This window comes from Pseudoalteromonas arctica, assembly GCF_012927645.1.
Classification (GTDB): Bacteria; Pseudomonadota; Gammaproteobacteria; order Enterobacterales; family Alteromonadaceae; genus Pseudoalteromonas; species Pseudoalteromonas arctica_A.
On sequence record NZ_JABBMT010000037.1, the window covers coordinates 1 to 21,157 of the forward strand.

16 protein-coding genes are annotated in these 21,157 nt (G+C 40.7%); 8 read left to right on the top strand and 8 right to left on the bottom strand.

Annotated elements, in window-relative coordinates; all coding sequences use genetic code 11:
- Positions 1 to 226 precede the first annotated feature (226 nt).
- The 7 genes from HHO47_RS16515 to gltB form a co-directional block, all read right to left on the bottom strand.
- Positions 227 to 691 (bottom strand): nuclear transport factor 2 family protein, encoded by a 465-nt coding sequence (locus tag HHO47_RS16515; RefSeq protein ID WP_169021289.1) that lies wholly within the window; start codon positions 689 to 691, stop codon positions 227 to 229.
- 145 nt (positions 692 to 836) lie between these two features.
- A complete protein-coding gene (locus HHO47_RS16520) occupies positions 837 to 1,298 on the bottom strand; it encodes a hypothetical protein (RefSeq protein WP_211183756.1) in 462 nt (153 codons plus the stop codon).
- A gap of 8 nt (positions 1,299 to 1,306) precedes the next feature.
- The gene (locus HHO47_RS16525; RefSeq protein ID WP_169021291.1) at positions 1,307 to 2,011 is read right to left on the bottom strand and encodes a hypothetical protein; all 705 of its coding nucleotides are present in this window, start codon (positions 2,009 to 2,011) and stop codon (positions 1,307 to 1,309) included.
- A gap of 184 nt (positions 2,012 to 2,195) precedes the next feature.
- Positions 2,196 to 2,645, bottom strand: a complete 450-nt coding sequence (locus tag HHO47_RS16530; RefSeq protein ID WP_169021292.1) for a hypothetical protein — start codon at positions 2,643 to 2,645, stop codon at positions 2,196 to 2,198.
- Between the two features lies 1 nt (position 2,646).
- Entirely contained in the window at positions 2,647 to 3,516 is an 870-nt protein-coding gene (locus HHO47_RS16535; protein ID WP_169021293.1) for a hypothetical protein, read from the bottom strand.
- Positions 3,517 to 3,877: 361 nt separating this feature from the next.
- Positions 3,878 to 5,293, bottom strand: a complete 1,416-nt coding sequence (locus HHO47_RS16540; RefSeq protein ID WP_169021294.1) for an FAD-dependent oxidoreductase — start codon at positions 5,291 to 5,293, stop codon at positions 3,878 to 3,880.
- Between the two features lie 9 nt (positions 5,294 to 5,302).
- Positions 5,303 to 9,760, bottom strand: a complete 4,458-nt coding sequence (gene gltB, locus HHO47_RS16545; protein ID WP_169021295.1) for a glutamate synthase large subunit — start codon at positions 9,758 to 9,760, stop codon at positions 5,303 to 5,305.
- 791 nt (positions 9,761 to 10,551) lie between these two features.
- Here gltB and HHO47_RS16550 point away from each other — a divergent pair.
- From HHO47_RS16550 to HHO47_RS16575, 6 genes are all read left to right on the top strand, one after another.
- The gene (locus tag HHO47_RS16550; protein WP_169021296.1) at positions 10,552 to 11,805 is read left to right on the top strand and encodes an efflux RND transporter periplasmic adaptor subunit; all 1,254 of its coding nucleotides are present in this window, start codon (positions 10,552 to 10,554) and stop codon (positions 11,803 to 11,805) included.
- A 27-nt stretch (positions 11,806 to 11,832) separates the two neighbouring features.
- Positions 11,833 to 12,543 carry an ABC transporter ATP-binding protein gene (locus HHO47_RS16555; RefSeq protein WP_145242138.1) on the top strand — a complete coding sequence of 237 codons (711 nt, stop codon included), beginning with the start codon at positions 11,833 to 11,835 and terminating at the stop codon, positions 12,541 to 12,543.
- 3 nt (positions 12,544 to 12,546) lie between these two features.
- Positions 12,547 to 13,860, top strand: a complete 1,314-nt coding sequence (locus HHO47_RS16560) for an ABC transporter permease (RefSeq protein WP_169021297.1) — start codon at positions 12,547 to 12,549, stop codon at positions 13,858 to 13,860.
- An 11-nt stretch (positions 13,861 to 13,871) separates the two neighbouring features.
- Entirely contained in the window at positions 13,872 to 15,077 is a 1,206-nt protein-coding gene (locus HHO47_RS16565) for an ABC transporter permease (protein ID WP_169021298.1), read from the top strand.
- An 83-nt stretch (positions 15,078 to 15,160) separates the two neighbouring features.
- Positions 15,161 to 16,489 (top strand): sigma-54-dependent transcriptional regulator, encoded by a 1,329-nt coding sequence (locus HHO47_RS16570; RefSeq protein WP_169021299.1) that lies wholly within the window; start codon positions 15,161 to 15,163, stop codon positions 16,487 to 16,489.
- Complete coding sequence (locus HHO47_RS16575; RefSeq protein WP_169021300.1) at positions 16,489 to 17,829, top strand: sensor histidine kinase; 1,341 nt, start codon at positions 16,489 to 16,491, stop codon at positions 17,827 to 17,829. Before HHO47_RS16570 ends, HHO47_RS16575 begins: the two co-directional genes overlap by 1 nt.
- Before the next feature lie 29 nt (positions 17,830 to 17,858).
- Here the strand turns inward: HHO47_RS16575 and HHO47_RS16580 are convergent, their stop codons facing one another.
- Positions 17,859 to 18,197, bottom strand: coding sequence for a Grx4 family monothiol glutaredoxin (locus HHO47_RS16580; protein WP_169021301.1), 339 nt, complete (start codon positions 18,195 to 18,197; stop codon positions 17,859 to 17,861).
- 276 nt (positions 18,198 to 18,473) lie between these two features.
- On the opposite strand from HHO47_RS16580, the gene HHO47_RS16585 reads away from it, so the two are divergent.
- Both HHO47_RS16585 and HHO47_RS16590 read left to right on the top strand, forming a co-directional pair.
- The gene (locus HHO47_RS16585) at positions 18,474 to 19,055 is read left to right on the top strand and encodes a Fe-Mn family superoxide dismutase (RefSeq protein ID WP_169021302.1); all 582 of its coding nucleotides are present in this window, start codon (positions 18,474 to 18,476) and stop codon (positions 19,053 to 19,055) included.
- A gap of 179 nt (positions 19,056 to 19,234) precedes the next feature.
- Positions 19,235 to 21,157 (top strand): PrkA family serine protein kinase, encoded by a 1,923-nt coding sequence (locus tag HHO47_RS16590; protein WP_149982777.1) that lies wholly within the window; start codon positions 19,235 to 19,237, stop codon positions 21,155 to 21,157.

The following is a 21,157-nucleotide window of genomic DNA, read 5'->3' on the forward strand; positions in this document are numbered from 1 at the left end:
AATTATCACCGCCTTCTGCAACTTTTGCTAAATCTTCCATTTTCTTATTTGAAGTAGATTGACAACCAGAAATGGCTAATACCAATGCTATGACGATTACTCTGAAATCCATTTGTACCCCTAACGCTTTGCTAAGAGGCTAAAATGGTTGGCTGGCTTTTTTGCGTTACTTTGCAAAAAACGAGCAAACTGTTTTAGTCCTTTTAAGCACCTTGTTAGGCATACATTAACCGTGGTGTCGGCGGATATGCTTTACTAAACCTGATTCGTTAAACTCTAATGAAATAATATTAGTTTTACTATATTCAATGGTTTTATTTAAATGTGCAGGCTTAACTTTCCCCATTTCAGTCATTTTTATAAAAACAACATTAGCACCTACCATAATTTCGTTTATCTCAATATTGCTGTTTATAACTTCATCTTTTAGTTTACCAACCATATCTGAACGGAGTTTCGATTTATCAGTATACGTAAACTTGAATTTAACATGCTCATCGATGAAGTTATCAGATAATAGCGATATATAATGATCTATTTCTTTAGTGGTTGTATTTGGTTGTTGGCGAGCATTTTTGGCTGATACAAATGCCTTTGCTTTCTCGATTAATTGATCTGCCGTGAACTTTTCATTTGCAGAACTTGAAAAAGATAAAATAAGGGATATAAATACTAAAGTTAATTTTTTCACTGAACTTTCCTTGTATGCCTAACGCCTTGCTCACCGGCACATGCTGCGGAGAGCGTTTTTGTGTAATATGGAGCATAGCGACACACAAAAACGAGCGTAGCAGTATGTGTCCGAGTGCAGCAATTTGTTAGATTTCTTTGGTTGGCTATTGATCAGAAACTTCCGATACAACGAAAGACCTCCAAAATTTGATCTTACGCCATACACCAGAAGGTTCTGAAATATAGGGAATGTGAAATCTCTTACTTTTGTATATTTTAATCTGCCAATCTTTGTCGCCAAAAAATTTGAATTTAACCAAATCGGGATCTGTAATACCAATCAACTTAAATGAGCCAGTACCGTATGGCCAAAAAACAGTGGCACTATCTATAATTTCGTTTTCGCCACTTAGCAAATAGATGTTGAGTGACTCTTCAAAAGGGCAGTCATCAGTGGTGAAGACTAGATAACATTCGTCATATTTAATGCATGCTTCGAGATCAACTCCATTGATGATTAATTTTAACTTGCTGCCATCGATAGTAATTTCACTTTTTGGTGATTGAGCTTCCGTAGCCTCGGATATGACTTTTAAATTAACATCATCATTTTTAATGATTTTCATGGCCATACCTACCAAACTAATCCTATTCCGAATGCAGCAAGAGCTCCACCAACGAATGCTCCAACGGTAACGCATACAGGAGCTCCAGGGCCACACGCTAATCCGGCTAATGCTCCTCCAGCTATACCACCACCAATGCCAGCTCCGGTAATAGCAATTTCCTTGCCCGCCGCGTCAAATTTATTTTCAGCTGTCGCAACTGTATAGACAGATAGAGCAATAGATAAAAGAATTAATCCTCTTCCAGCATGTGATAGCTTTCTCATAGCCGAAGTGACTTCTGGCCGAGACTTTCCCGCCGATTTTACGACCTCTAGATATACGTTGTTTTGCTGCTGAGCGGTTAGATTGCCAAACGAAACGTTAGCGCCATACAGCTTTTGGGATTTCAAGGCTACTATCTCATTGAGCGTTTTTCCTTGCTGCTTCATCTTCTGCGCGACTGACAGGCCAACCGGAGTGCTTCTTGTTCTTATTACTTCCATAATGAGATTTCTAGCTTCCGATGCCTGCTCGGCGGCTTGAACCCAGGTGATTCTTCCAGTCTGAGCCATTATTTTAAGTTCACTCGACATTGCACGTATTTGCCTTGCGTAGGCCTGCCTTGCACTTGCATCAATAGTCAAATGCGTACCTATATTTGCTATCTCAGCCTCTAATGCTCTAATCGCATTTTCGAATAATTGCTGATCGTTTTTTTGAGCCACTTCCATCTATATCACTCCTGTGATGTTTATCGGGTAAATCTAACGCCCTGTTAATGGGCAAAAATTAGTTGGCTAAAATGTTGAGGAACGAAAACAGCCAACTCATTTTTGTCCTGTTAAACAGCTTGTTAGCTAGCATATGTGCACCCGATGTTTTAACTGCACTAAGTTTAGTGTGTTGTATATTATTTTATTTTTCGTTCTTAAGGCAGCTATATTCATTAGAAGCAAATATAAGGGTTTGATTTTGCAACCACTGACTAGATTGCTCTTTACAATAAACATAACCTACTGATTCAACATAGTAATCAACAGCTAAACCAGCTAACTGAGGAACAACGAATATAGAACCAAGAAATATTAATGCAGGGCGAATAGATTTTTTATTTAATGAAGCCGATACTTTTTTATTAAGAATCTCATAAACCATAAAAAAAGATAATAAGCCTGAAGTTAGACCAACGCCTAACATATACATAGCCCCTTTATCGAAACGAATAATTTCAGATTCACTCAAAATTGAAAATATCAATGTAAATGTAAAATATCCGAACACACCTAGTGCAAAAAAAGAAATTAAAATAAACAATAATGCTGTAGGGATCTGTAATTTTAATGAACTTTTTTTCAATTTCACCATATTAATAATTCCTCTGATTAAAAGGAGTATATTTTTGTAAATAATAGCGAGATAAATCAACAATTACATTTTTCGCTGACTCTATAGCATAATCTATGAGTGAATCAGTAACTTTATTTGCGATAGTAATTGCTGTTCTTTTCTTCTTTAAAAGGTATATACGAGCATTTTCACCTAATTCATCTAAACCATCAATTACCCTATCAGTAATCCCATAATGTTGATCAATTTGACTTACTCCCCATGAAACAAATACACCAACTATAACGACGGCAAGAATTGGACCTACGGCTATAGCAAAACCACCTGCTAAGAAAGCGGCCCCCACAGATGCACCTGTAGCAATTCCTACTTTTACTATATCCGTAGCCAGAGAACCAACCAACTGACTAAGTGTTGCTTGGTCAGTTAAAAAGTAATTTGCAACACGATAAACGCTAAGTAATACTATTGAAAGAATTCCTCCAGATTTTGCTGCATTGATAGCTCCAGAACGGCCTAGCCCCATTGTAATTACTTTTGCATTATTAACACCGTACTTCGTTCCTGTAAGTACACTCCTTAATCTTGGGTTTCCCTTTAGAATAATATGAGGCTTTCCTCCGTAATTTTTTATATAAACTTTAGATGCAACACCACCTAGCTCACCTAAAAGTTTAGTGAATGTTCTCAAGTCATCTGCTGATGCGTAATAACCTGCACTAAACTCAACTTTATTTTTAATTCCTCCCCAAGCCTCTTTAATACCGTTGCTACTTTTAGGTGAGTTATTGATAATTTTATCCATTTCGTCAATAGAAATGATAAATATTTCATGGTTATTCGATTGGATTTTTTGTTTCAATACTTTGTTTTGTTGTAGTGCAGACATTTTTACTTTCCTTAGTAATGGTTTAATTTGCATATTATATCAATTGAGCACAAAATTAGAAGTGCTAGCTAACAGCTTATTGAACACCACTTTGGGGGATTATAACACCCCAAAACGGCGTATATTACATAGTTCCATAATTCCACTAATAATTACTTTTGTAAACAAGTAATTAAAATGACTGGGAATTACGCTTGTTATTTTGCACCAAAACGGCGGTTAATAATGTTATCGGACAAAATTAAACTCCTACTCATTAAAAAGCGAAATTTTACGACTTACTGCTTAAAGCTCTACTATCCAAGCCATAAAAAAAGCAAGCCATCGAGCTTGCTTTTTACATTCTTTAACCTTCAAGGCGTTACACTTTTAAGTAGTCCATGATCCCTTCTGCGGCGTTACGCCCTTCAAAGATTGCGGTAACTACTAAATCTGATCCGCGCACTATATCGCCACCAGCAAAGATTTTAGGGTTAGTTGTTTGATGGGTAAATTCACCTTGCTCTGGTGCGTTAATACCGCCCCAGTGATTTATCTCTACATCGTATTTTTCTAACCAGTCCATTTTGTGTGGTTTGAAACCAAATGCCATTATTACTTGGTCGGCTTCAATCACATGTTCTGAGCCAGGTACTACTTCTGCGCGGCTGCGGCCTTTTTCATCTGGTTCACCCATTTGGGTTTTTACCATTTGTACGCCTGCTACATGGCCGTTGTCGTTTAGTACTATACCTGTTGGTTGCACGTTAAAGGTAAATTCAACACCCTCTTCTTTGGCGTTTTTCACTTCACGTCTTGAACCTGGCATATTTTCTTCATCACGACGATAAGCACAAATTACTTTTTCTGCGCCTTGACGAATCGAGGTACGTATACAATCCATCGCGGTATCGCCACCTCCAAGTACCACGACTTTTTGATCTGCCATATCAAGGTATTCTTGATTTGATTCGTCGTAACCCATTACGCGGTTTGTATTGCCAATTAAAAACGGTAGTGCATCATGAACGCCTGGTGCATCTTCATTTTCAAGGCCAGCTCGCATACTTTGATAAGTCCCCACTCCCAAAAATACTGCGTCGTATTCGGCCAATATTTCATCCATAGTGATATCAACACCCACTTCGGTATTAAGTTTAAACTCAACACCCATTTCAGTGAAAATCTCACGACGTTTTTGCATGACTTGTTTTTCAAGTTTGAACGATGGAATACCAAAAGTAAGCAAGCCACCAATTTCTGGGTGACGGTCAAATACCACTGGTTTTACCCCATTTCGTACTAGAATATCAGCACAACCTAGGCCCGCAGGCCCTGCACCAATAATAGCGACTTTTTTCTCTGTCCATACTACATACGACATATCAGGCTTCCAGCCCATTTTAAATGCAGTATCGGTAATATATTTTTCAATGTTACCGATTGTTACTGCACCAAACTCTTCGTCTAATGTACATGAACCTTCACATAAACGATCTTGCGGGCACACTCGGCCACACACTTCTGGCAAGCTGTTAGTTCTGTGCGACAGCTCTGCCGCTTCAAGGATGCGGCCAGTACGAATTAACTTTAACCACTGTGGAATATAGTTATGTACTGGGCATTTCCATTCACAATACGGGTTACCACAATCTAGGCAGCGATCTGCCTGTGAGTTTACTTGCTTCTCTGAAAAGGGTTCGTAAATTTCAACAAATGACTTTTTACGTGATGAAATTGGCTTCTTGCGGGGATCAACCCGCTGCACGTCTATAAATTGATATACATTCTCGCTCATACTACCCCCTTACTGTGCTTGAACACGAAGTTCAGCACTACTGCGAGCGCGATGCCCGAGTAAACTTTTCACATCACTTGATTTCGGTTTAACAAGTTTGAATTTTGGTAAATACGCTTCAAAACTGGCTAAAATGTTTTCTGCACGGCTTGAGCCGGTTAGCTCTAAATGCTCAGCAATTAGACCCCGTAAGTGTTCTTGATGTGATGCAAGCTCATCTAATAGCACAACTTCAACAAGCTCTGGATTGATGCGTTTTTCAAAGTCATTACGCTCATCCAATATATAGGCAAAGCCACCGGTCATACCTGCACCAAAGTTCACGCCTACATTGCCCAGCACGCAAACTACGCCACCGGTCATGTATTCACAGCCATTATCACCCACACCTTCAACAACCGCTTGCACACCTGAGTTACGAACCGCAAAGCGCTCACCTGCACAACCTGCAGCAAACAGCTTGCCACCCGTTGCACCATATAAACAGGTATTACCTGCGATGGTCGCTTTATGGCTTTCAAATGACGACCCCAGTGGTGGGCGAATAACCAGCTTACCGCCCGCCATGCCTTTACCTACGTAATCGTTAGCATCGCCGACTAGGGTCATTTCTAGACCACCAGCATTCCATACACCAAATGATTGGCCCGCTGTACCGTGAAACTCAATCGAGACTGGATCAGCCGTCATGCCTTGATTGCCATGTTTATCGGCAATATAACCCGATAACATCGCGCCCACTGAGCGGTCAGTGTTATAAATACGGCTGACCAGTGAAATACCGCTGCTCTCATCAATTGCTTGTTGAGCTTTAGCAAGTAAGGTTTCATTCAACTTACCTAAATAATGAGACGTATTAGGCGCACTACAATAAAGCGTTTCACCAGTTGGATTATTAGGCTGTGCAATCACTGACGATAAATCAATTTTTTGCTGCTTTGCCGTTTTACCTTCAATCGCTTCGAGTAAATCAAGACGACCAATTAAGTCTGTTAGTTTGGCAACCCCTAGGCTTGCCATAATTTCACGGGCTTCTTGAGCAATAAACTTAAAGTAGTTCATCGCCATTTCTGGTAAGCCGTGGTAATGCTTTTGACGCAGCGTTTCGTCTTGCGTTGCAACACCGGTCGCACAATTATTCAGGTGGCAAATACGTAGATATTTACAGCCTAATGCAACCATAGGACCCGTACCAAAACCAAAGCTCTCAGCACCTAAAATAGCTGCTTTGATGATATCAAGGCCAGTTTTTAAACCACCATCTGTTTGCAAACGAATACGATGACGTAAACCGTTTTCAACTAGCGCTTGTTGTGTTTCAGCCAGACCTAGCTCCCACGGGCTACCCGCATATTTAACCGACGTTAGCGGGCTTGCACCAGTACCGCCGTCATAGCCTGAAATAGTAATTAAATCAGCATACGCTTTAGCAACACCGGTGGCGACTGTGCCCACTCCAGGCTCGGATACCAGTTTTACTGAGATCAACGCTTTTGGATTAACTTGTTTTAAATCGAAAATTAGTTGAGCTAAATCTTCAATTGAATAAATGTCATGATGCGGTGGCGGTGAAATTAAAGTCACACCCGGTACTGAATAACGTAGTTTTGCAATATACGGGGTTACTTTTTCACCCGGTAATTGACCACCCTCGCCTGGCTTTGCACCTTGCGCTACTTTGATTTGGATAACGTCAGCACTGCGTAAGTAATGCGGTGTTACACCAAAACGACCCGATGCAACTTGTTTAATACGTGAGTTTTTCTCAGTACCGTAACGTAGTTTATCTTCGCCGCCTTCACCGGAGTTTGAGCAACCACCTAAGCGGTTCATCGCAATTGCAAGTGCTTCATGCGCTTCTGGCGATAATGCACCGATACTCATTGCAGCTGAGTCAAAACGCTTATATAGCTCAGTTGCAGGCTCAACCTCATCAATACTGATCCCCTCTGCTGGCAGTTTAAGTGCAAGCATGTCACGTAATGTGGCGATTGGACGCTTATTAACGAGATCTGCGTACACGCTGTAATCAGAATATTCGCCTGAGCGCACCGCTTTTTGTAGCGTTTGAATAACATCAGGATTGTACGCGTGATACTCGCCGCCATGAACATACTTTAATAAGCCACCATGGCTGAGTAATTTACGTTTGCTCATTGCCAAAGTATGTAACTTGCGTTGATCATCATCAAAATCAGTAAAGCACGCGCCTTTAATACGACTTGCCACACCATTAAAACAGGTATCAACAATTGCATCTGACAAACCAACTGCTTCAAACAACATTGAACAACGATACGATGCCACGGTACTAATACCCATTTTTGACATGATCTTGTACAAACCTTTATTAATAGCATTACGGTACGCCAAAGTAACCTGACAATAGCTTTTGTTAATCACTTTTGAATCACTCATCGCAACCAGTGATTCATACGCTAAGTATGGATAAATAGCCGTTGCACCAAAACCAAGTAATACCGCAAATTGATGTGCGTCGCGCACACTGCCGGTTTCAATAATGATATTTGATTCACAACGTAAGTTGTTATCTACTAAACGCTTTTGTACCGCACCAACCGCCATAGCAGCAGGAATTGGTAATTGATTCTCATCAAAATTACGGTCAGTTAAAAACAGCATGACACAGCCAGCAGCGGCTTTTTCTTGCGCTTCGTCACAAATACGGATTACCGCATCGCCAAGGCCTTCTTCTTTGCTGTAGGTGATATCGATTTTGCAATAGCTGTAATGCGCTTGATCGGCGCTGAGTAATTGTTGCATGTCTGCATACATTAAAATAGGTGTATCAAACTGCAATCGCTTAGCGTGACCTGTGGTCTCATTAAATACGTTTTGCTCACTGCCGATGCACGTTGCCAACGACATTACGTGATTTTCACGCAGTGGATCAATTGGTGGATTTGTAACTTGTGCAAACTTTTGGCGGAAGTAATCAAACAGCGAACGATTACCTTCAGAGAGCACAGCAAATGGCGTGTCGTCGCCCATAGAACCCGTTGCTTCTTGACCAATTTCACCCATCACGCGAATAACGCTATCAAGCTCTTCATTGGTGTAGCCAAACATTTTTTGATATTTGGCCAAGCTTTCGTCATCAAACGAACGATTTCCCGCATCTTGTTCCGATAATTTCTCAAATGGCGTTAAACGCTTAACGTTTTCTTCAAGCCAAGCTTTGTATGGATGGCGAGATTTTAAATCCTGATCAATTTCATCAGAATGCCAAATTTTCCCCTGCTGAGTATCTATTACGAGTAACTCACCAGGGCCAACGCGGCCTTTCTCAACCACTTCATCGGCGGTGTAATCCCAAATGCCCACTTCAGAGGCTAGTGTGATAAAACCATCTTGGGTGATCACATAACGCGCAGGGCGCAGACCATTACGATCCAAGTTACACGCAGCAAAACGACCATCAGACATTACAATGCCCGCTGGGCCATCCCATGGTTCCATATGCATTGAATTAAAGTCATAAAACGCCCGTAAGTCATCATCCATCGCACGATTTTTTTGCCAAGCAGGCGGCACAAGCATACGCATAGCACGGAATAAATCCATGCCACCCGCTAAAAACAGCTCAAGCATGTTATCTAAGCTTGATGAATCTGAGCCAGTTTCATTAACAAATGGTGCTGCGCTTTGTAAATCTGGAATAAGTGGCGATGAGAACTTATATGAACGTGCACGTGCCCATTGACGGTTGCCTTGTATGGTATTAATTTCACCATTGTGCGCCAAATAGCGAAACGGCTGAGCCAATGGCCAACGCGGTTGTGTATTAGTTGAAAAACGTTGGTGAAAAACACAAATTGCGCTGGTCATGCGGATATCGGCTAAATCTAAATAGAAATTAGGCAGATCCACCGGCATCATTAAGCCTTTGTAGATAGTCACTAAGCCTGACAAGCTGGCAATATAAAAACCGTCATCTTCACTTAAACGCTTTTCAGCACGACGACGCGCAACATACAACCGGCGTTCTAAATCTTTTGGACGCCAACCTTCTGGTGCATTAATAAAAACCTGTTCAAATTTAGGTAACTGCTTTATTGCAATGGGCCCTAAGCATGACTCATCAGTTGGCACTACCCGCCAACCTTGAATATTGAGGGTTTCTTTTTCGAGTTCTTCACTCAATACATCTTTAGCAGCTTGCGCAAGCACTGGATCTGAGTTTAAAAAAATCATACCCACGGCATAATTTTTACCTAAATGCCAATTCTTTTCAGCAGCAATAGCGCGGAAGAAACTATCTGGTTTTTGTAATAATAGACCACAGCCATCGCCTGTTTTACCGTCGGCAGATATACCACCACGGTGTTCCATACGGTCTAAGCCAGTGATCGCTGTACGAATTAAGCGATGACTTGCCTGACCATTAACTTGGGCTATTAAGCCAAAGCCACAATTATCTTTTTCTAATTTTGAGTCGTATAACATAGACCCCTCCCCTTGCTACAATAGCTAGCTATAAATGACCTTCTCGATGGTTTGCTAGCAGACAGTCAAAACTATCGCCAATTGTACATTGAGTCAATAGCGTTTTGAATACATATTCACATTCTTGAATATTTCTCACTACAACACAATCTTTTTATTTCATGTCTATTTTTAACATTTAGCGATATTTTACCCGTTATTTTTTTATGACACTGGTGTCATAATTAACAAGTTGTAAAATCACAAAACAAAAACAGTGCAGCTTACGTAAACGTAAACCTCATGAAAAGTGAATAAATATTCACTTGCTTATGTAGCGAAAATAAATACTTCCATTTTTATTCAATCTCTTTGCTACCGTTCGAGGTCGATACCACAGTACAAATTAGAGTAAATACTCTGTCCAATATCTTTTTATGGGGAAATTTAAAGCCACTAATTAATGCATAATTATCATCACACCAGTCACATTTTGCATAATTTACGCTAGTTAGTAAGTTTTTAGCTTACTCACCCTGTTGACGCCTGCAGCAACTTCTTAGCCGCCATAGCAAAGTGTCCGCAGCGGACACAATTTATGTCCGCGGACACCAGATAATTTAAAAATAAATAACTATTCTATTAAAATCATCACATTAACTTTTGGCATGATCTTCGAATAAACATTAAAAGATTATTACAGGACACAACTTATGTTTATTCTCAGTTTATTTTTAGTTTCACCAATCACTGTCTTAGTCGTGAGCTTGATGATCACTTACTGCGAGAATAAACATAGCTAAGGATCACTCATGATAAAAGACACCAGCGGACAAGATGTAAATTTTACGAAAAGACGTAGTTACAAAAAACCATTAATAGTACTGGCGCTATCACTTGCCGTAATTGCTTTATGTGCCCAAGCATTTATGGGGAACAATCCAGGCAGTGTTTCTGTTGATCGAGCTTCATTACAAATTGCTACCGTTAATATTAGTCGCTTAGTACGTGATGTAGCCGCCAGCGGTAAAATTGTTGCAGCAAATGCTCCCAAAGTTTATAGCCCAGAACGTGGCTATGTGGATTTACAAGTTAAAGCTGGTGATAAAGTAAATAAAGATGACATTATTGCTTTAGTAGATAGCCCAGAGCTCAATAATGAACTAAAACAGCAACAATCGGTGTTAGCCCGCCTTGATGGTGAATTACAACGTAAGCACTTAGAAGCACGCCGACAAAAGTTAAGCTTAACCAAAACGCTTGATCTCGCCCAAGTAGAGCTCAATGCAGCAGACAGGGAAAATCGCCGCGCTCAGCTCTCTATCGAAAAAAACTTGATCAGCCAAATTGATTTAGAAAAAGCAGTTGATGATCTTGCCCGTGCCAAGCTTTCTTACAAACACGCTCAACAAGAAGTTGAACTTGCTAAAGACACCCTTGCATTTGAGCTCAAAGCCGCAGAGCGTGATCTTGCTCGCCAGCAACTGATCGTTGATGATTTAAATCGCCAAGTAAGAAACTTAACTATTAAAGCCAGCGTCACCGGTATTGTTGGTAACCTACTTGTACAACAAAAAGAAGCCGTTACGCAAAGTCAGCCGTTAATGACCTTGGTCGATCTAAGTAATTTTGAAGCGCAACTGCAAGTACCAGAAAGCTATGCCAATGAGCTTGGACTCGGAATGGAAGTTGAGCTCACACTCGGGGCAAAAAAAGTGACAGGTCTGTTATCGGCAATTTCGCCCGAAGTTAACAATCGTGAAGTAACTACCCGCGTACGCTTTGACGAAGAGCTAAAAGGCATTCGCCAAAACCAGCGCTTAACAGCACGCATTTTATTAGAAAATCGTGATGACGTTTTACAAATTAAACGCGGTGCATTTATGCAACAAGGTGGCACTCGGGCTTATAAAGTCATCGGCGACACCGCACAACTGGTAGATATCGCAACCGGAGCAAGCAGTATCAACGCAATAGAATTGCTCGAAGGTGTTAGCTCTGGCGATCAGCTGATCATCTCCAGTTACGATAACTTTAAACAAGCGCCAACATTATTACTGAGATAAAAACAAACATATTACAAGGATCAACTCATGCTTAAAATGAACAATATTAGCAAACTGTATCAAACAGAAATGGTGCAAACCCATGCATTACGCGACTTTAATTTGCACGTAGATGAAGGTGAGTTTATTGCAGTAACTGGCCCTAGTGGCTCCGGGAAAACCACCTTTTTAAATATCGCAGGCATGTTAGAACCTTTTAGCAGTGGTGAATATCTGCTCGATGGGATTGATGTTGGCAAACTGAACGACAATCAACGGGCGGATTGTCGCAATCAAAAAATTGGTTTTATTTTCCAAGGCTTCAACCTGATCCCTGATTTAAATTTATACGAGAATATTGAAGTGCCACTGCGCTACCGAGGTATTAAAGCAAGCGAGCGAAAACGTCGTATTGAGCAGTGCTTAGAACAAGTAGGCCTAGCTTCACGCGCTAAACATTTGCCGCAGCAGTTATCAGGTGGTCAGCAGCAACGGGTAGCGATTGCCCGCGCACTTGCGGGTGAGCCACGTTTTTTACTAGCCGATGAGCCAACAGGTAACCTCGATAGCCTTATGGCACGTCAAGTGATGGAGTTGCTGGAGCAAATTAACCGTGACGGCGCGACCATCATTATGGTGACTCATGACCCAGAACTTGCCCGCAGAGCACCTCGTAATATTCAAGTGGTTGATGGTCAACTTGCCGACTTTACCTTGTATCAAGGCGCGCAAAACCTAAAAAATGTGGCTGGAGCGTAACTTATGCTATTACATTACCTCGATTTAAGTTGGCGTAGTTTTAAGCGCACACCACTGGTAAGCATGTTAATGGTGCTAGCCATTGCTATTGGGATTGGTGTAACCATGACCAGTTTAAGCGTTTATCATATGATGTCGGCGGATCCTATTCCCGAAAAAAGCAATCAACTTTATACTGTGCAATTACAAATAATGGATGATGGCAATACGTGGTGGACTAAAGATAACCTGCCGTCACAACTGACCTATCAAGATGCGGTTAATTTACAGAATGCGCCAATACCTGAGCATAAAATTGCCATGATGCGCTCTGGATTTTCGGTGCATATAGATTCAGACATCATTAAACCATTTATAGGTGAAGCACGTTTAACCACTCCCGATTTTTTTAGCCTATTTAATTTATCATTTATTTATGGTGGAAGCTGGTCTTCGCAACAAGAACAGACAGCGGCATCCGTGGTGGTGATCAGCGAAAAGCTCAATGACAAATTATTTGCAGGTAAAAACTCTGTAGGTAAGGTGATTTATCTGGATGATCTCAGTTATGAAGTTGTCGGGGTTATCGCACATTGGCAGCTAACGACTAAATATTACGATTTAAACAATGGCGCATTTAATGAACCCGAAGAATTATTCCTACCTTTTAGTTTAGTTAAGGCTAATGAAGTAGTAACGTGGGGTAATACCAATGGGTGGAAACATGAAAACACCCGAACATTTGCTGACAAGCTGCAGTCAGAAAAAGTTTGGATCCAATTTTGGGCACTATTATCTGACGCCAAACAAAAACAAGCATACGCAGACTATTTATTAGCTTATATGCAAGAACAACAAAAATTAGGACGTTTTAAGCGTAAAGTACTTGAATACAAACTACGCGATGTAAACCAATGGATGCAATACAACAATGTGGTTAGTGAAGACAACAAAATATTGGTCGGCTTAAGCTTTATGTTTTTAGCTGTGTGCTTAGCCAATATCCTTGGTTTATTGCTCGCTAAGTTTTTGCGTCGGGCACCGGAGGTAGGTGTGCGCCGAGCACTAGGAGCCAGTAAACGACAAGTTTTTTTACAGCATCTAGTTGAAGTAGCCATGCTTGGGGCTTTAGGTGGCTTGCTTGGTATTGTGATAGCACAAGTTGGTTTACTCGCTGTGCGACAAAGCTACAGTTACTATGAAAGCTTAGCCACCATGGATATCACCATGTTACTCAGTGCACCTATTATCGCTATAACAACCTGCATCGTAGCCGGACTTTATCCTGCTTGGTTAGTGTGTAAAACCAACCCTGCAATTTACCTCAAGAGCCAATAAGGAGCCTTATTATGTTAGAAATCAAACCTATATTTCATGCTCTTTGCCGCTCAAAAGTCGGGGCAATATTACTCTTAATTCAAATTGCCATAACCACAGCAATCGTTAGTAATGCGGCATTTATTATCCAAGATAGAGTCGCTTTTTTAAATCAAGACACTGGCTACCCTGAACACGATATTTTTAAATTCAACGTGATGACCTTTGGACAAGATGTTGATATAAATCAGCAGATTGAGCTTGATGAAACTATGCTAAGGTCCTTACCAGAAGTCATTGATGCTGCAATGAGCAGTAGCATTCCTTTATCTGGAGGTGGTAGCGCATCTGATTTTAGTTTAAAACCAGCCCCGCAAGAAGGTCTGTCGGTAAGAACTGCTTATTTTTTTATTGATGATCATGGGATCAACACTTACGGTGTAAACCTAGTTATGGGTAGAAACTTTAGCGAAGATGAAGTATTAGTAACAAATAACGTTGATAAACGACCGAGTGTTACAATCGTTTCACAAACCTTACTCAATGAGTTATTTCCTAAAGGAAATGGTTTAGGTCAAACCATTTATTTTGGTGAAACGCCTTTGAAAGTTATTGGTGTAGTTGAAAAAATGATGAGCCCATGGCTTAAAGACAGCCGCCCAGATAATCTTGCATTCATCCCATATATTAATGCAAAGAGTCTTGCCCAATTTGTGGTTAGAACCAAACCAGACCAACGTGATGCTGTGATGAAAGAAGTTGAAAACCTGATGCTAAAAAATTACAGCAAACGGGTGATCAATAATATAAAAGGTCTAGATGAACTCAAAAATCAATATGTTGCTGCAGATAAACTCATGATGCGTATGCTGATTGTGCTGATCACTATTTTAGTATTAGTCACCGCACTAGGTATCTTTGGCTTAACTTTATTTAATATCAGCAAACGCACTAAACAAATTGGCACTCGCCGTGCATTAGGTGCCAGAAAATCAGCTATTATTTACTATTTTTTAGTTGAAAATGCGATGATCTGTGGTGTTGGTTTAATCTTAGGTTGTATCGCAGCTTTATTACTTGGGCAATTGTTAATGCAGCACTTTTCAATTGCCGCACTGCCACCGAGCTATATCGCAGGCACTGCCATTATGGTGTTTGTTATGAGCTTACTTGCCGTGTTTGGCCCTGCAAAACGTGCCGCCAACATATCACCGAGTATCGCCACGCGAACAATATAAAGTCATTCCCAACCTATGCTACACTGGTTTAATACCGTGTAGCATTTTAAAATAAAGATAACAAAAACAGCGATTAAATTCACATGGAAAAAATACTTATTGTCGATGACAACCCTGCCATATTAGAAGCCTTGTCATTACTGTTAGAAATTCATGACTATCAGGTTGTGACTGCAAAAACGCAGCTTGAAGCCTTACAAATAGTGCAATACCAACGTATCGGGCTGGTTATTCAAGATATGAATTTTAGCAATGACACCACCTCTGGCGAAGAAGGTAAAGCGTTGTTTTATCAACTAAGAGCTCTCAACCCGCACTTACCGATTATTTTGATCACCGCGTGGACTGAACTGGCCAGCGCCATAGAGCTAGTCAAAGCCGGCGCTGCTGATTACTTACCTAAACCATGGGATGATAGCAAGCTCCTCACCTGTGTTAATAACTTAATCGAACTTGGCCAAGCAAAACAACAAAATGTAATGTATGCGCGCCACCAGCAAGAGCGAACAGCAAGTTTAGCCGATGCCAACCTAGTTGGTTTAGTGTATCAAAGTACCGCCATGGAAAAAATTCTCAATATGGCAATACAAGTCGCTAAGTCAGATGTCTCTGTGCTAATAACAGGTGCAAATGGCAGTGGTAAAGAACGCATTGCACAAATTATTCAAGCCAACTCTCACTTAAACCATGCCCCATTTTTAACCATCAATGCCGCAGCCCTGCCCCATGATTTAATTGAAGCCGAATTATTTGGCGCTGAAGCGGGTGCTTATACTGGCATCACCAAACAGCGAATTGGTCGCTTTGAGGCCGCTGATGGGGGTACACTGTTTTTAGATGAAATTGGTAACCTGCCATTATCAGGGCAAATGAAACTACTGCGCGTGTTACAAACTGGTGAGTTTGAACGACTCGGTTCAACAAAAACACAAAAAGTAAATGTTCGGGTTATTTCAGCTACCAATGAAGATTTAAAAGCGGCCATTCATGCAGGTCGATTTAGAGAAGACTTATATTATCGCCTCAACGTGATTGAGCTAAATTTACCCAGTTTAGCGCAAAGACCAGATGACATTTTAGCGCTTGCTAAACACTTCTTAGGCGAGCGCGAATTGTCGCTTACAACAGAGCAAGGATTACTCGCGCACAATTGGCCTGGCAACGTTCGTGAGCTAGAAAATGCCTGTAAACGCGCGGCCGTACTCAAACCTAATGGCGACATGACCCTCGATGATTTTGCTCTACAATCACAGCCGCTGCACACTAACTTTGCTAAACAAGAACCCAGTAGAGAAGAACTAGAACAAGCTATGCGTCAGCACCAAGGGGTGATCGCAAAAGTTGCCAGACAGTTTGGTTTAAGTCGTCAAGCACTATACCGCCGTTTGCAAAAATTTGAGATTGATTACTAATGGAAAGAAATAAACCAGCACTGTCTCTCACTCGTAAAATAGTGCTGATATGTAACATCTCTGCACTTATTCCTGTTTGGCTCATCTGCTGGTTAACCTATTTAAGCTGGCCTTTATTACTTATAACAACGCTACTCACATCGCTGCTGGCAAGTTATTTATCTTTTCGGCTCAGCCGTACTCTGGTGCAAGGCATACACTCACTTGAAACTGGTTTGCTTAATTTTAAAGACGGTGAATTAGCCACCTTACTAGCTTATAACGGCAATGATGAATTAGGCCGCTTGTGTCAATTGTATAATCAAACTGCAAAGCAATTACGCCAAGAGAAACAATGGCTCTATCAGCGCGAGCTGATGCTTGATAAAGTGCTACAAAGCTCTCCCCAAGCCGTTATTTTAAAAAATGATAAAGGCTTTATTGTTTATAGTAACTACAGTGCTCGGGATCTTTTTAATGCCAAAGCAGCCCTTGAAGGTAGCCAATTTGAGCAACTGCTTACTAACACTCATCCGCAATTAAATAATGCTTTAACGCGTGGTAGTGATGGTTTATTTACACTAGATACTGAATACCAAGAATCTCAAGCGTGGCATTTATCAACCGGCAAGTTATTACTTAACAATCAATACCATTACTTATATGTGTTTAAACAACTCACCCGCGAACTTAGCCGTCAAGAAGTCGAGGTGTGGAAAAAGGTCATACGGATCATCAGCCACGAGCTTAATAACTCGCTTGGTCCCATGTCATCAATGTTACACAGCGGCCAGTTACTCAGTGAAAAAGTAGACGAACCCAGACTTAGCCGCGTGTTTGCTACCATTTCTGAACGCATCAAACATTTAAACGACTTTGTACAAGGCTATGGCAAATTTGCCAAACTGCCTACACCTCAACCAGCTAAAATTGATTGGCAAGTGTTGCTCACACAACTGCAAAATCAATGGTGTTTTATGTTCGATATAAGTAATGACGTGCATACACTGGCTGATCCGACTCAAGTTGAGCAGCTACTGATCAACTTAATAAAAAATGCTCACGAATCAGGCTCTGCAAGCGAACATATAAGTGTCACTGTTACACAGAATATGAAAGGCACACATATTAGCGTAAACGACCAAGGTAAAGGCATGAGTGAGCAAGTGATGGCCAATGCCTTGATCCCATTTTATTCAACCAAAGCGACTGGGAGTGGTTTAGGGTTAGCATTGTGCCGTGAAATAGTTGAAGCGCATCATGGGCAAATTAGCTTACACAATCGTCAGCACGGTGGGCTTAGTGTTCAGCTCATCTTGCCCCTCAGTCCTAACAAACAATCACAAAAAAGCCGCAATTAAGCGGCTTTTTGTTGATTTGCTGGTAAACATTATTCAGCGTCAGCTTCATTATATTTAGCTGCTGTTTCGGTGATCAGTGGTTGTAATTCACCACGTTGAAACATTTCAATGATAATGTCACAGCCACCGATTAATTCGCCATCAACCCACAGTTGTGGAAATGTTGGCCAATTAGCATATGCTGGTAATTCAGCACGGATATCAGGATTTAGTAAAATATCAACATAGGCAAACGGTTCACCGCATGACATTAATGCTTGAGATGCTTGTGAAGAAAAACCACAATTTGGTAATTTAGGCGATCCTTTCATATAAAGGATAATTGGATTTTCAGAAATTTGCTGTTTAATTTTATCAATGGTTTCCATCTACAACCTCAAAAGTGACGATAGCTGAATATACGAAGGCTTGAAAAATTTTCATTTAGCCTCATATATGTATCTTAAAGTGGGCAAATAAAGCCGCAATCGAAATAGTCTTGCATTTGCACTGCTGTTTAGCATTGCTGTTTGCTAAAACTTGAGTAAAATACTCAACAATTATAGTAACACTATAATCTCATTTGGTATAGGTAACTACCCTGTTTGAACAGGCATTAACTATTACTATTTGAACTATCAACCAAAAGAAGATGGAGATAAAAAATGGCATTTGAACTACCGTCACTACCCTATGCAATTAACGCACTTGAGCCACATATTTCACAAGAAACATTAGAGTTTCACCACGGCAAACACCACAACACTTATGTGACTAAACTTAACGGTTTAATCCCAGGTACTGAGTTTGAAGGTAAATCACTTGAAGAAATCGTATGTTCTTCTGAAGGTGGCGTATTTAACAATGCAGCACAGATCTGGAACCATACTTTTTACTGGAACAGCCTAGCTCCAAATGGCGGTGGCGAAGCAACAGGCGCTGTTGCAGATGCTATCAATGCTAAATGGGGTTCTTTTGCAGCATTCCAAGCAGCTTTTGATGATAAAGCAGTAAACAACTTTGGTTCAAGCTGGACATGGTTAGTTAAATTAGCTGATGGTTCTTTAGACATCGTTAATACTTCTAACGCAGCAACGCCACTAACTCAAGACGGTGTTACACCGATCCTGACTGTGGACCTGTGGGAACATGCTTACTACATCGATTTCCGTAACGTTCGTCCAGACTACTTAAAAGCATTTTGGTCACTTGTTAACTGGGAATTTGCAAACGCTAACTTTGCATAATTAATTGCTCGTTCTGAGCAAGCCTAATTTAAAAGACGCTGCGGCGTCTTTTTTGTTTTCTAACATAAATTTTTAATTTTATTGCACAAAAAATCAAATTCGTGACTAAGCTTTAAATAACCTTTGCTTCTTTTTTAATTTGTAAGCACCTAGTTTAAGCAGGTTTTTCGGAGGTTTCCATGAGTATTTTTGAGCATTACCAAGCACGATACGAAGCGGCACAAGAAGAAGAGTACAGTATCGCTGAATTCTTAGAGATTTGTAAAACTGATAAATCGGCTTATGCCAGCGCACCAGAGCGATTATTAGCGGCCATTGGTGAGCCTAAAATGATCGATACTTCAAAGGATGCACGGTTAAGTCGATTATTTTCAAACAGAGTAGTGGCACGTTACCCCGCCTTTAATGATTTTTACGGTATGGAGGACGCGATTGAACAAATCGTTTCATACCTAAAACATGCCGCGCAAGGCCTTGAAGAGTGTAAACAAGTTCTTTATCTACTTGGGCCTGTAGGCGGTGGTAAATCATCGATTGCTGAAAAGCTAAAATATTTAATGCAACAAGTGCCTATTTACTCAATTAAAGGCTCACCGGTGAATGACCACCCGCTGGCGCTATTTGACCCTAATGAAGATGCTGAGCTGATGGCAAAAGAATACGGCATTAAACCCCGTTACTTAAAAACCATTATGTCACCATGGGCCACTAAGCGCTTATCTGAATTTAATGGTGATATTAGCCAGTTTAAAGTGGTAAAACGCTACCCGTCTATTTTAAATCAAATTGCTATCGCAAAAACTGAACCTGGGGATGAAAACAACCAAGATATTTCCGCTTTAGTCGGTAAAGTTGATATTCGCAAACTAGAACATTTTGCTCAAAACGATGCCGATGCTTATGCTTATTCCGGTTCACTATGCCTTGCAAATCAAGGCTTAATGGAATTTGTTGAGATGTTTAAAGCCCCTATCAAAGTATTGCATCCGCTTTTAACAGCCACGCAAGAGGGAAATTATAATGGCACCGAAGGTATTAGTGCACTGCCCTTTAATGGCATGATTTTAGCTCATTCAAACGAATCAGAATGGCAGACCTTTAAAAACAACAAAAACAATGAAGCCTTTTTAGACCGCGTTTACATCGTCAAAGTGCCCTATTGTTTACGTGCATCTGAAGAAGTAAAAATTTACGACAAACTCCTTGAGCACAGTGAGTTATACAATGCCCCTTGTGCGCCAGGAACACTGGAAACATTGGCAAAATTTACCACGCTATCACGGTTAAAAGATCCTGAAAACTCAAGTATCTACTCAAAAATGCGGGTATATGATGGCGAAAGTCTAAAAGACACCGATCCGAAAGCTAAATCGTATCAAGAGTATCGGGATTATGCTGGGGTTGATGAAGGCATGACCGGGCTCTCTACCCGCTTTGCATTTAAAATTTTATCACGGGTGTTTAACTTTGACACACTTGAGGTAGCGGCAAACCCGGTACATTTATTTTACGTGTTAGAGCAACAAATTGAACGAGAGCAATTCTCTGCCGATGTTGAAGAACGTTATTTAAGCCACTTGAAAGGCTATTTAATCCCGCAGTATGTTGAGTTTATCGGTAAAGAGCTGCAAACAGCTTATTTAGAGTCCTACTCTGAGTACGGGCAAAACATTTTTGATCGTTATGTCACTTATGCTGATTTTTGGATCCAAGACCAAGAGTATCGCGACCCTGATACCGGCCAGCTATTCAACCGTGAAGCATTAAATGCTGAACTTGAAAAAATTGAAAAACCTGCGGGTATTTCAAACCCAAAAGATTTCCGTAACGAAATCGTTAATTTTGTACTACGTGCACGGGCACACAATAACGGTAAAAATCCATTGTGGACCAGCTATGAAAAGCTGCGCACTGTGATTGAGAAAAAAATGTTCTCTAATACTGAAGAACTATTACCTGTTATTTCCTTCAATGCGAAAACATCCGCAGAAGATCAGAAAAAACATGAAGATTTTGTCAATCGTATGGTGGAAAAAGGGTATACCCAAAAGCAAGTTCGTTTGTTATCAGAGTGGTATTTACGCGTGCGTAAATCGCAATAA